At 63.4% G+C, this 11896-nt stretch carries 10 protein-coding genes and 1 pseudogene; 3 read left to right on the plus strand and 8 right to left on the minus strand.

Going from position 1 to position 11896, the window contains the following annotated elements; all coding sequences use genetic code 11:
- Nucleotides 1-8: 8 nt before the first annotated feature.
- A complete protein-coding gene (gene alr, locus BE0216_RS04495; protein ID WP_094636737.1) occupies nucleotides 9-1367 on the minus strand; it encodes an alanine racemase in 1359 nt (452 codons plus the stop codon).
- Between the two features lie 227 nt (nucleotides 1368-1594).
- On the opposite strand from alr, the pseudogene BE0216_RS04500 reads away from it, so the two are divergent.
- Nucleotides 1595-3013: pseudogene (locus BE0216_RS04500) on the plus strand (amino acid permease).
- A gap of 72 nt (nucleotides 3014-3085) precedes the next feature.
- Here BE0216_RS04500 and BE0216_RS04505 read toward each other — a convergent pair.
- Both BE0216_RS04505 and BE0216_RS04510 read right to left on the minus strand, forming a co-directional pair.
- Nucleotides 3086-4420 carry a gluconate:H+ symporter gene (locus BE0216_RS04505; RefSeq protein ID WP_094636736.1) on the minus strand — a complete coding sequence of 445 codons (1335 nt, stop codon included), beginning with the start codon at nucleotides 4418-4420 and terminating at the stop codon, nucleotides 3086-3088.
- A 30-nt stretch (nucleotides 4421-4450) separates the two neighbouring features.
- Nucleotides 4451-5224 (minus strand): SDR family oxidoreductase, encoded by a 774-nt coding sequence (locus BE0216_RS04510; RefSeq protein ID WP_094636735.1) that lies wholly within the window; start codon nucleotides 5222-5224, stop codon nucleotides 4451-4453.
- Between the two features lie 257 nt (nucleotides 5225-5481).
- Here BE0216_RS04510 and BE0216_RS04515 point away from each other — a divergent pair, with 257 nt between their 5' ends.
- Nucleotides 5482-6492 (plus strand): LacI family DNA-binding transcriptional regulator, encoded by a 1011-nt coding sequence (locus BE0216_RS04515; RefSeq protein WP_094636734.1) that lies wholly within the window; start codon nucleotides 5482-5484, stop codon nucleotides 6490-6492.
- A gap of 108 nt (nucleotides 6493-6600) precedes the next feature.
- On the opposite strand, the gene gnd is transcribed toward BE0216_RS04515, so the two are convergent.
- The 3 genes from gnd to BE0216_RS04530 all read right to left on the minus strand — a co-directional run bounded on the left by gnd (nucleotide 6601) and on the right by BE0216_RS04530 (nucleotide 9611).
- A complete protein-coding gene (gnd, locus tag BE0216_RS04520) occupies nucleotides 6601-7494 on the minus strand; it encodes a phosphogluconate dehydrogenase (NAD(+)-dependent, decarboxylating) (RefSeq protein ID WP_072726606.1) in 894 nt (297 codons plus the stop codon).
- Nucleotides 7495-7691: 197 nt separating this feature from the next.
- On the minus strand, nucleotides 7692-8960 hold the full coding sequence (locus BE0216_RS04525) for a GntP family permease (protein WP_226805700.1): 1269 nt from the start codon (nucleotides 8958-8960) through the stop codon (nucleotides 7692-7694).
- Nucleotides 8961-9071: 111 nt separating this feature from the next.
- Nucleotides 9072-9611 (minus strand): gluconokinase, encoded by a 540-nt coding sequence (locus BE0216_RS04530; RefSeq protein WP_094636733.1) that lies wholly within the window; start codon nucleotides 9609-9611, stop codon nucleotides 9072-9074.
- A gap of 167 nt (nucleotides 9612-9778) precedes the next feature.
- Between BE0216_RS04530 and BE0216_RS04535 the strand changes: the two genes are divergently transcribed.
- Nucleotides 9779-10489 (plus strand): FadR/GntR family transcriptional regulator, encoded by a 711-nt coding sequence (locus BE0216_RS04535; protein WP_094636932.1) that lies wholly within the window; start codon nucleotides 9779-9781, stop codon nucleotides 10487-10489.
- Nucleotides 10490-10691: 202 nt separating this feature from the next.
- Here BE0216_RS04535 and BE0216_RS04540 read toward each other — a convergent pair whose 3' ends face one another.
- Nucleotides 10692-11195 carry a GNAT family N-acetyltransferase gene (locus tag BE0216_RS04540; RefSeq protein WP_226805812.1) on the minus strand — a complete coding sequence of 168 codons (504 nt, stop codon included), beginning with the start codon at nucleotides 11193-11195 and terminating at the stop codon, nucleotides 10692-10694.
- Between the two features lie 120 nt (nucleotides 11196-11315).
- Nucleotides 11316-11804, minus strand: coding sequence for an S-ribosylhomocysteine lyase (locus BE0216_RS04545; RefSeq protein ID WP_094636731.1), 489 nt, complete (start codon nucleotides 11802-11804; stop codon nucleotides 11316-11318).
- Between the last annotated feature and the right edge of the window lie 92 nt (nucleotides 11805-11896).

Consider the following 11896-nt stretch of genomic DNA (forward strand, 5'->3'; position numbering starts at 1 on the left):
GCGCGGGATTACAGCAGGGTGGCTGGGTTGAGTCGGGCGAGGTCGGCGGGGCCGAACACGTCGGAGGCGTGAAGATACAGGCGAGGGATGCGGCTGCGTAGGCAGGTGAAGATCTCGTAGCTGATGGTGTCGGCGGCGCGCGCCCAATCGTCGGCCGTCGGTTCGGCGAAGGCCTCGCCGCGCCCCGGCCCGAATAGTTCGACCGTGTCGCCCTCATGCACACCGAGTTCGGCGGCGGATCCGCGCAGGTCGAGGATGAACTGGTCCATGCACACGCGCCCCGAGACGCGGAACAGCCTGGGCCCGTCCGCGGTCATCACCCGCACCGGGCCGCCCGGCTTGTCTGTATGCTTCGCGCCGGCCATATCGAATCCGGAGGCGGAACGATGGATACCGTCGGCATATCCCAAGGGGACGATGGCGGTGGACGTGCGTTCGTCCGTCAGGTAGGTGCGCCCGTAGGAGATGCCATGCCCGGCGGCCACGTCTTTGACGGTGCCGAGCTGCGCCTGCAGGCTCATCGCGGGACGCAGCGCGTATTTGGCGGGCGTGCCCATGGCCGGGTCGGGCTCATAGCCGTACAGTCCGATGCCGGGACGCACGAGCTCGAAATGGATCTCCGGGCGGCTGAGCGTGGCGGCGGTATTCGCCAGATGGCGGATCCGAGGCGCGAGTCCGGCGGCTTCCATACGCCGGGTGAAATCGTTGAACCGCTCGATCTGCCGCTCGGTGGATTCCACGAATTCGGGCACGTCGGGCGCGTCGGCCACGGCCAAGTGGCTCCACTGGCCCACGATATCGAGCGCGCCTTCATGCGCGAGCGGCGCCAGACGGGCGAGCGCTTCGTCGAAATTCTCCTCGGTGAAGCCGTTACGCCCGAACCCGGAGTCGACCTTCACATGCACGCGGGCCGGTTTGCCGACTTGGCGAGCGGCGCAGGACAGCCGGTCGAGACCGGCCAGCGAGCCGACCGACACGTCGATGTCGTTGGCGATGAGCTCGTCGAAAGGCACCTGCGCGCCGTTGTACATCCAAGTGAGCATGCGGCAACGGTCGGGGCCGATGCCCAGTTTGCGCAGCGTCAGTGCCTCATGCGCCTGCGCGGTGCCCAACCAGGTGGCGCCGCCGGCCAAGGCCGCCAGAGCGGTGGGCAGCAGGCCGTGCCCGTAGGCGTCGGCTTTCACCACACCCATCACCGCGGTGCCCGAATGCGTTCCGCCGACGACATCCACCAAATGGCGCATATTGTCGCGTAGGGCGGCCAAATCGACGATGGCCTGCGCCGGATACCGACGTTTGGCCGCCTCGTAATTGGCCTTGCCCTGCTCGGACGAGAACGAGATTTCAGGTGCCGCGTTCAAACTCATACCCGCCATTGTGTCTCGCGCATGTGACGAATCGTCGGAGAACCCACCGGCGTTTCCCCAACGGGGCGCGTTCCCACGCCGTCAGACCGAACGGAGCGCGGATAGAGCACCGTATCATGTTGTGGGCAAAAATACGGTCATGTCACCCCACCTTTTATCATGGTGCCTCGGTCGCTGCTTCACGCAGTTCGCATCCGAATCCGCATGAATCCAAATGAGAGAAGATCATGGACCTGTTTCGTAAGAAAACCGTGGACCAACTGACGGCGGAATCCACGCCGCTCAAGCGCACCATGCGCACATTCGACCTGACGATGCTGGGCATCGGCGCGATCATCGGCACCGGCATCTTCGTGCTCACCGGCAAGGGCGCGCTCACCGCGGGCCCGGCGCTGTCGGTGTCGTTCCTGCTGGCGGCAGTCTGCTGCGGCTTCGCCGGCCTGTGCTACGCCGAATTCGCCTCGATGGCACCCGTCTCCGGCTCGGCCTACTCCTACGCCTATCTGGCGTTCGGCGAACTCATCGCCTTTATGATCGGCTGGGACCTGATCCTGGAATAAGCCCTGCAGGCGGCCACCGTCTCCGCCGGCTGGTCGGGATACTTCAACAAACTGTTGGAGGGATTCGGCCTGCATCTGCCGGTCGAATTAACCGCCGCATACGGCACCACGGAGGGCGTGACCACCTACTTCAACCTGCCGGGCTTCGTGATCGTGCTGGTCATCACCTGGGTGCTGTCCATCGGCATCAACCAGACGAAACGCACCAACGACGTCATGGTGCTGATCAAGCTCGCGATCATCGTGCTGTTCATCGTGTGCACCGTCTGGTATGTGAATCCCGACAATTGGAAGCCCTTCTCCCCCTACGGCATCTACACCTTCCAGCCCGGCTCCACCCAGCCGATGGGCATCGTGCCGGCCGCCTCGATCGTGTTCTTCAGCTTCATCGGCTTCGACGCGGTCAGCTCCTCCGCCGAGGAGACCGTCAACCCGAACAAGACGCTGCCGCGCGGCATCCTGCTCTCGCTGGCCGTGTCCACCGTGCTGTATGTGATCATGACGCTGATCATGACCGGCATCGTGCCCTACCAGGAGTTCGCGAACTTCATCGACGCGCCGGTCGCCGGCGTGATCCTCGCCACCGGCCTCAACTGGCTGGCGTTCATCGTGAACCTCGGCGCGCTGGTGGGCATGACCACGGTGATGCTCGTGCAGCTGTACGGCCAGAGCCGCATCTGCTATGCGATGAGCCGCGACGGCCTGTTCCCCAAGCTTTTCGGCGAGGTGCATCCCAAGCACCGCACGCCCTTCAAGGGCACGTGGTTCTTCGGACTGCTCACCGCGTTCGCGGGCGGCTTCATCAACATCAACATCCTGTTCGAGCTGGTGAACATCGGCACGCTGAGCGCGTTCATCATCGTCTCGGCGGGCGTTCTGTGGATGCGCCGCACCCAGCCGGACGCGCACCGCGGCTTCAAGGCACCGGGCGTGCCGTTCACGCCGATCGTCTCGATTGTGTTCTGCCTCATTCTGATCGCCGGACTCAATTGGGAGACCTGGGTGCGTTTCGCCGTATGGTTCGCGCTGGGTTTGGTGGTGTATTTCGCCTACAGCCGCAAGCGCTCCAAGCTCAATAAGCAATAGCCCGACCCATTCCACGAAGAAGCCGCCCGCTCCACCAAGAGACGGGCGGCTTTCGTATGCGCCGACGGGCGGTCACACCACCATCGACAGGGCGAGTACGGAGGCCAAGCCGGTCAACGAGAGCACCGAGGTGAGCGTGGTCCACGACATCAGCGTCTCCTTAAGCGACAGACCGAAATACTCCTTGACCATCCAGAATCCGGCGTCGTTCACATGGTCGGCGAATACGGAGCCCGCACCCACGGCAAGCACCATCAGCGCCGGGTTGACGCCGGTGGCGGCGACCAGCGGGGCGACCAGTCCGGCCGCGGTGAGCGCGGAGACCGTGGCCGAGCCGAGGCACACGCGCAGTACGGCGGCGACCAGCCAGGCGGCCAACAGCGGGGGCATGTTGATATTGGTGAACAGCGTGGAGATGAAGTCGGCGATGCCGCCCTCGGTGAGCACCTGCTTGAAGGCGCCGCCACCGCCGATGATCAGCAGCATCATGGCCACCTGTTTGACCGATTCGACCATGGAGTCGCCGATTTGCGCCATGCTCAGCTTGCGGCACACACCCATGGTGAACACGGCCACGATCAGCGAGATCAGCATGGCGATGTCCGGAGCGCCGACGAACTGGATGGCCTCGTTGACCAGGCTCCCCTCGGGCAGCACGAACGAGAACACCGTGGCGAGGGCGATGAGGATGACCGGCATCATCGAGGTCAGCACGCTGATGCCGAAGCCCGGCGTCTCGTCGTCGTTGAATTCCTTGACATCGCCGAGCACGGCCACGTCGATGTCCTTGCGGTACAGGCTCGGCCTGATGCGGTGCAGCACCATGTTGAACAGCGGACCGCACACGATCACCGTCGGAATGGATACGATGACGCCGTAGATCAGCACCTGCCCCATGCTCGCGCCCAGCGTTTCGGTGATGGCGGTGGGCGCGGGATGCGGCGGCAGGAACGCGTGGGTGACGTTGAGCGTGGCGGCCATCGGAATGCCCAGATACATCAGCGGCATATCCAGCTCGCGGGCGATGACGAAGATGATCGGCAGCAGCACGACCAGACCGACTTCGAAGAACAGCGCCAGTCCGACGATGAACGAGGCGAGCACCACGGCGATCTGGATGCGGGTGCGGCCGAATTTGCGGATCAGTGTGGTGGCGATGCGGTGGCCGCCGCCGCAGTCGGCGACGAGTTTGCCGAGCATGGAGCCGAATCCGAAGATCACGGCGAGATGACCCAGCTGGCCGCCGATGCCCGTCTCGATGACGGTGGGGATGTCGGTGGTGGGGATGCCCAGCGCCAACGCGGCCAGAATCGACGTGATGATCAGCGCGACGAAGGTGTTGAGCTTGAGTTTGACGATGAGGAAGATCAGCACCGCGACGGCGCAGGCGACGATAACCAATGGCATGATGTGACCTCTTTCGATCCGAACGACGGTCTAGCGCAGCAGATAGCCGCCGTCGACCGGCAGCATCACGCCGTTGATATAGTCGGAGGCCGACGAGCACAGGAACACCATCGCGCCCATCAGCTCGTGGGGCTCTCCCCAATGGCCGGCGGGGATGTGCTCGCGGATCTCCACGCTGCGCACCGGATCCTCCTGCAACGCCTTGGTCATGGGCGTGTTGATATAGCCGGGTGCCAGCGCGTTGACCTGGATGTTATGGGGCGCCAGCGCGTCGGCGTAGGCGCGGGTCAGGCCCATCACCGCATGCTTGCTCGCCGCGTACGGGAAGATGAACTTGCCGGCGCGGTAGGACTGCATGGAGCCGATATTGACGATTTTGCCGCTGCCCTGCTCGATCATGACCTTGGCCACCTCGTGCGAGAGGTAGTACAGCGCGTTGAGGTTCAGTTCGATGACGGCCTGCCAGTCGGAGTCGGGAAAGTCCACCAGCTCGTGGCGGCGCTGCATGCCGGCGTTGTTGATGAGCACGTCGATGCGCCCGAATTCCGTCATCGCCCGTTCCGTGATCTTCTTGGCGGCACCGGGTTCGGTGATGTCCTGTAGCATGAACACGGCCTTGCGTCCGTTGGCCTCGACCGCCGCGCGGGTCTCGTCCCAGCCCTGCCGGTCGTAGGAGACGATGAACACGTCGGCGCCGACCTTGCTCACCGCCTGCGTGTAGTACTGCCCCAGTCCGCTGGCGCCGCCGGTGATCAGCACCACTTTGTCGGTCAGGTCGAAGCTGGCGATCGAGAACTGTTCCATAATCTCTCCTTTGGGTGTTTGCCGGGTGCGCCCCGACAATGGGTGGCGTCGCGCCGGATATGGACGCACTTCGTTGGCGTCCGTTGGTCTCAGTCTATTTTGTTGGTGTATCGATTTCCCAATCTGACACAACTTTGTTTTCTGAATTATATTCAAAATTGGTGTATCGATACCATTAAAAAGTACTCTTTTTGCCCGCGCTTGTCAACGCGTGTCGCGAAGATGGTGTCGCGAACGATTTTTCCCGGAGGTGGAGCATGGCCAAAGCGACGATCGCCGACATCGCACGCGAGGCGGGAGTCTCGGTCACCACGGTGTCGCGTTTCATCAACGGCAACTTCGGCAAAATGCGCCCCGAAACGCGCCAGCGCATCGAACAGACGGTGGCCCGCCTCGACTACCGCCCCAGCGCGTCCGCGAGACGCATGCGCCAACAGCGCACCCATGTGGTGGGCGTCATCGTCGGCGACATCTCCAACGTATTCTCCTCGCTGCTGTTCAAAGGCATCTACACGCAGCTGCAACCGGCCGGCTACGACGTGATGCTGATGAACTCCAACAATTCCGTCGACGAGGAGCGCGACGAGATCAGCCGGTTGCTCTCACAGGAGGTCGACGGCCTTATCATCCAGCCGGACTGCAAGCGGTTCTCCGCATACTCCCCCATCGTCTCGGCCACGATCCCACTGGTGATGGTGGACCGCGAACCCGACGACCAGCCCGGCGACATCGCCAAAGTGACCGTCGACAACCACGGATCCTGCCGCGCGCTGGCCGGGTTGCTGGCCGAACACGGCTACGAGAACGTGGTGGCGCTGAGCAACATCCGCAGCGAGATCTCCGCGCAGATGCCGCGTCTTGAAGGACTTAGGGCAGGCTGCGACGAGCACGGCATGCTGATGATTCCCGTGGAGGCCAACGGCCATGACACGCAATGGCTCACCCAGGAACTGCGCGCGCTCACCGGGCGGCTGGCCGGCCGGACCGCGCTGGTCTCGCTGATGGGCCCCATGCTGTTCGACACGCTGGAGGCATTGCGCGAGCTGGGATTGCGTTTCCCCGAGGACGTGGGTGTGGTGAGTTTCGATGATTGGCGATGGTCGCAGTACGTAAGGCAAGGCATCCATCTGCTGGAACAGGATCCCCAACGCATGGGGCAGGAGGCCGCGGCCAATCTGCTCGAGCAGATGAACGCCGACGCGGATCCCTACGCCTTCGCCAAGCAGACCACCCTGCCCGTCGCCGAAATCCCCGCCCCATCGATCTGAAGCGACCGGGCGGACATACGCAAACGCCCGTCGCCTTACGCGATGCGCAAGGCGACGGGCGGGAGACTTCCCCATGCATCGGCCCTGACGGCCGAGCATACGGCGGAATCAGTGGGTGGCGATTTCGTCGATCTTGGTGATGTGGCCGCCGAACTGGGCGCGCATCGCGGTCACCACGCGCAGGATGTCGTCGGCGCCGCCGCGCGAGGTCTGGCGGGCGTACAGGGCGGCCGCGGTGGCGGGGGTCGGCACGCCCAGGCCGAGCGCCGCCTCCACCATCCACTTGGCCTCGCCGGATTCGTTGGCCACCGGCGGCATGTTCTTGAGTTCCGGATCGTCCTTGGTGGCGTTCTCGAACAGGTCGAGTAGCCAGGAGGCCACCACCGAGCCGGACCTCCACGAGACCATCGTCGCGGCCGGATCGTCCACATACTCGCTGCGCATCATCGTGGCGAAGCCTTCGCCGAAGGCCTGCATCATGCCGTATTCGATGCCGTTGTGCACCATTTTGGCGAAGTGTCCGCCGCCGACCGGTCCGGCGAGCACCAGACCGTACTCGCCTTCGGGTTTGAGCGTCTCCAACAGCGGACGCACCGCCTCGAAGGTCTCCTTCTCGCCGCCGACCATCAACGCATAGCCGCGTTCCGCGCCCCACACGCCGCCGGAGACGCCGCAGTCGAGGAACTTGACGCCCTTGGCGGCGAGCAGTTCGGCATGACGTTCGTCGTCGGTGTAGCGGGAATTGCCGCCGTCGATCACGATGTCGCCGGCGTCGAGCAGGCCGGCCAACGTCTCGACGGTGGAGTCGGTGGCGGCGCCGGCCGGCACCATCACCCACACGACGCGCGGCGCGTCCAACGCGGCGACCAACGCCTCGAGGCTGTCCACGTCGCGGGCCGAGTCGGGATTCATGTCGAATCCGACCACGGTGTGGCCGCCGTCGCGCAGGCGCTTGACCATGTTGCCGCCCATACGGCCCAGTCCGATCATTCCCATTTGCATGATGTGCTTCTTTCTCTTGAGGGTTTGCGATATATGTTGGTTTGATTGTTGATTGCCGACTGTGGATTGCTGACTGTCGATAGCCGATAGATAGCCGCCACCGACGTCGGGCGGGCGGCGTGCGGCCCGCCCGCGCTAGACGATCAGCGAAAGCAGCATCGTGAAACCGAGGCCCACAACGGAGAGCACGGTCTCCATCACCGACCAGGTTTTGAGCGTCTGCCCACCGTCATGCCAAAGTACTCCTTGACCAGCCAGAAGCCGGCGTCGTTGAGATGCGAGAAGAACACGGAGCCGGCGCCGATGGCGAGCACGAGCAGCGACAGGTGCGCCGGATCCATGCCGGTGGTCAGCGGCACCATAATGCCGGCCGCGGTGACGGTGGCGACGGTGGCGGAGCCGGTGGCCAGACGGATGAGCACGGCCACCAGCCAACCGGCGAACAGCGGGTTAAGCGCGGATTCGGTGATCGACTGGGCGATCACGTCGCTGATGCCGGAGTCGACAAGCGTCTGCTTGAAGCCGCCGCCGGCCGCGACGATGAGGATGATGCCGGCGACCGTGCCGAAGGACTTGCCCACCATGCCGTTGACGGCGTCGCGGGTGGCGTGCTGCATGAAGCCAAGCACGATCATCGCGAGCACGGCGGTGAGGAACAGCGCGGTCAGAGGCTCGCCGATGAACGCGAGCGCGCGTCCCCACTGGGTGGTGTCGTTCAGGCCGGTCAGGTCCACTATGGAGGCGGCGAGCATCAGCACCACGGGGAAGAGGATCACGCAGATGGCCTGGGCAAAGCTGGGACGGTTCTCCTTGGATTGTGGCGCGTCCTGTTCGGCCTGGTTCTCCGGTGCCATAATCGGCACCCAACGGGCCATCAGCCTGCCGAGCAGCGGGCCGGAGATGATGACGGTGGGGATGGCGACAAGCAGACCGAGCCCCAAGGTGACGCCGAGGTTCGCGCCGATCGCGTCGATGGCGGCGAGAGGACCGGGATGCGGCGGCACGAAGGCGTGCAGCGTGGACAGGCCGGCGAGCGCGGGGATGGCGATGAGCATAACCGGCGCTTTGGCGCGGCGGGCGGCGAACAGCACGACCGGGATGAGGATCACGACGCCGACTTCGAAGAACATGGGGATGCCGACGATGAAGGCGATCAGGGCCATCGCCCACGGCAGGCGCTGCAGCGGGGTTTTGTCCATGATGGTGTCGACAATCACGTCGGCGCCGCCCGATGAGAACAGGATGGTGCCGATGATCGCGCCGAACGCGATGAGCAGGCCGACGCCGGAGAATGTGGAGCCGGCGCCCGAGGTGAAGCTGTCGATGGCTTCGTCGTAGGGCACGCCCGCGCATACGGCCATGACGAACGAGCCGAGCAGCAGGGACAGGAAGGGATGCAGTTTGACGACGGCGATCAGGATGACGATCGCCAGAATACCGACGATGGCGGCGATGATGAGATTCATGGAATCCTCCTCGATTCTGGATGATCTCGTGTGGCGGTGATGCCGGGCTTCCTTGCTGCGGGAATTTCCCGCCCGGAAGCCTTCGACGTGAATATCGTGAAAGGGATCCGCTTAGGCGACGGCGGCCGTCAGAGCGGCCTCTTCTTTGGCGGCGTGTTCCTTGACCGCCTCGAGGGCGCGTTCGACCATATCGTCGACCGAACCTTCGATGGAGATTTCGATGCCGGGCTCGTCCTCCTGGAGGGGTTCGAGGATGGCGAACTGGCTGGGCAGCAGCGCCGGGGGCATGAAGTGGCCTTTGCGGGCGGCGAGGCGCTCGGAGATCATCTCCTGCGTACCGACGAGATGCACGAAGAACACGGGCACGTTCTCGCGCAGCACGTCGCGGTAGGCGCGCTTGAGCGCGGAGCTGGAGACCACGGTGGACTGGCCGAGCGAGTCGCGGGCGATCATCCATGTGTTGATGACGCGCAGCCACGGCCAACGGTCCTCGTCGGTGAGCGGGATGCCGGCGGACATCTTGTCGATGTTGGCCTGCGGGTGGAAATCGTCGCCTTCGGCGAGCTCGAATCCCAGACGGTCGCGAATCGCCTCGGCCACGGTGGACTTGCCGCATCCCGCGACACCCATCACCACCACATGAATGTTCATAACGTGCTCCTTGTTGCTTCGTTGCCAGGATGACAAGACCTCAACGTCTCCTGTTGAGGAATACGATAAATCAATATCTGATTCTTTGTCAAATTAAAAAGAGTACTTTATTGATGGCGTGTCGCGCTTATATTTCTTTCGTCATCTCCAACAGCGATAATCAGCATATGAATAACAGCACCGAATCCCCGCTTATGCATCTGCCGGTCACCGACAGCCTGGCCATCGCGATCCTCAACGGCGATTGGACGCCCGGAAGCAGCAAAACCCTCGAAAGCATCCAAGAGGAATTCGGCATCTCCCGCACTGTGGCCCGCGAGGCGGCCCGCAGCCTCGAAGCGGTGAACGCGGTCGCCATCCGACGCAGAGTCGGACTGATCGCCCAATCCCCCGACCAATGGTCGGCCCTCAGCCCACAGGTCATCCAATGGAAACTGCGCTCCGACCATCGCACACAGGAACTGCTCTCCCTGACCGAACTGCGTCTGGCCATCGAACCGGCCGCGGCCGACGGCGCCGCACGGCACGCCTCAATCGACGTGAAAGCCAAATTCCCCGTACTGGCGATGGAACTGCGCAAACACGGCGAAAGCGGCGACCTCGAAACCTTCCACGAGCTGGACATTCAATTCCACAGCCTGCTCCTACGCAGCAGCGGCAATGAGATATTCGCCGCCCTGGCCGACATCGTCGCCGTGATCCTGCGCGGCCGCGTGGAAATCGACATGTATCCGCAACGCCCGGAAGCCTCGGCGCTCGACGCGCATGAAGCCGTGGCCGAAGCGATCTGGAAGGGAGACGGGCAGGCGGCCCGGCAGGCGATGCACGATATCGTCGACGAAGTGGAGACGGCGATTACTGGGGGGAGCTCGAATTAGGAAATCGCCGTCGAATAGTTGCGGCTGATAACAGTGCGGGTGGGATGTGCGACAGTTGGGTTATAAGGATGGCTCCGCCGGCACGGAAGCCCACTGGGCTTCCTCTACGGCCGGCTCGCACGATCCGCTTGTGTAATTCCTACGGAATTACGGCGGATCGCGCGTGACTTGCATATGCAATTCTTTCAGAATTGCAGGCAAGTCACCATTCATGGCGTTGATATGCGATGCGGGTGGTGTCGGTTGGGCGGTCGACAAGCTGGATCAGGCCGCAGCGGGCGAAGCCGGAGGTCTCCAGCACATGCTGCATGGCCTTGTTATTCGGATGGGTGTCCGCGCGCACATTGCCGTAATGCTGCAACGTCCAATTGATGCAGTCGCGCGCCGCATGCTTCGCCAACCCGGACGCGGCGATGCGATGGATCGTCACATACGGGTCGTCGTCCAACCACGCGCCCTCGATGGTCCGATAGGTCGGATCCTCGCCGGGACAAAGGGCGAACTGCGCGAGAATGCGCTCCTCGCCATCCAGATGATCGACCAGCAGCATAGTGCGCTGCGCGGCGATATCGTCGCGCACCACCGACTCGCGGGGAAACTCGGTGCCCCATTGCGTGGGATTGCCGCCGGCGGCCATCAGCTCACGGGCATACGCGTAGATCTCCAACATCCGAGGCAGATCCTGCGGCGTGGCATGACGGAACATCCGCGCGCCGGCGGCACTGCTATTGACACTCACGTTGGCATTCACCTCATCCGACATGCTCAGCCGTCCTCTCTCAATCAACTGACGGCAAAGCTACCATGCGCTCCGCACAAACCAGCCTCAGACGACCTTGCGTTCGAATGGGTCGGAACTGATGCCCTTGGCGAGGATATCCTTGCACCACTCCTTGGCGGTGAACAGGCTATGGTCACGGTAGTTGCCGCAGCTTTCCACGGTGGTGGCGGGCACGTCCTCCCACGTGGCCTCGTTGGCGATGAATTCCAGCGATTCCTTCACCGCGCGCGCCACATCCTCAGTGCTGTGCTCGCCCCAGGTGAGCAGATGGAAGCCCGTACGGCAGCCGAACGGCGAGCAGTCGATATAGCCGTCGATACGCTCGCGCAGCAGCACGGCGATGGTGTGCTCGATGGTGTGCAGGCCTCCGGTGGGAATCGCGGTTTCGTTCGGCTGGGTCAAACGCACGTCGTAATTCGAGATCACGTCGCCGTGCGGGCCGGTTTCGGTGTCGATGTAGCGCACATACGGCGCTTTAACCTTGGTATGGTCCAACTGGAAACTCTCAACGACCGGCTTGTCCTGCTGCGTCATATCTCATCCTTTCAACGAAAACATCCGCATACCACTGTCGCCGATGCGCGCCCCCGCGTCAACCCCACACCTATGCGTGTTTTCGATAACCA

This window comes from Bifidobacterium eulemuris, from assembly GCF_014898155.1.
GTDB lineage: Bacteria > Actinomycetota > Actinomycetes > Actinomycetales > Bifidobacteriaceae > Bifidobacterium > Bifidobacterium eulemuris.

Bases quoted from the DNA above. Each gene is read 5' to 3' on its own strand.
- alr (WP_094636737.1), bottom strand. From the start codon at position 1,367: ATGAGTTTGAACGCGGCACCTGAAATCTCGTTCTCGTCCGAGCAGGGC.
- BE0216_RS04505 (WP_094636736.1), bottom strand. From the start codon at position 4,420: ATGCCATTGGTTATCGTCGCCTGCGCCGTCGCGGTGCTGATCTTCCTC.
- BE0216_RS04510 (WP_094636735.1), bottom strand. From the start codon at position 5,224: ATGGAACAGTTCTCGATCGCCAGCTTCGACCTGACCGACAAAGTGGTG.
- BE0216_RS04515 (WP_094636734.1), top strand. From the start codon at position 5,482: ATGGCCAAAGCGACGATCGCCGACATCGCACGCGAGGCGGGAGTCTCG.
- gnd (WP_072726606.1), bottom strand. From the start codon at position 7,494: ATGCAAATGGGAATGATCGGACTGGGCCGTATGGGCGGCAACATGGTC.
- BE0216_RS04525 (WP_226805700.1), bottom strand. From the start codon at position 8,960: ATGAATCTCATCATCGCCGCCATCGTCGGTATTCTGGCGATCGTCATC.
- BE0216_RS04530 (WP_094636733.1), bottom strand. From the start codon at position 9,611: ATGAACATTCATGTGGTGGTGATGGGTGTCGCGGGATGCGGCAAGTCC.
- BE0216_RS04535 (WP_094636932.1), top strand. From the start codon at position 9,779: ATGAATAACAGCACCGAATCCCCGCTTATGCATCTGCCGGTCACCGAC.
- BE0216_RS04540 (WP_226805812.1), bottom strand. From the start codon at position 11,195: ATGTTCCGTCATGCCACGCCGCAGGATCTGCCTCGGATGTTGGAGATC.
- BE0216_RS04545 (WP_094636731.1), bottom strand. From the start codon at position 11,804: ATGACGCAGCAGGACAAGCCGGTCGTTGAGAGTTTCCAGTTGGACCAT.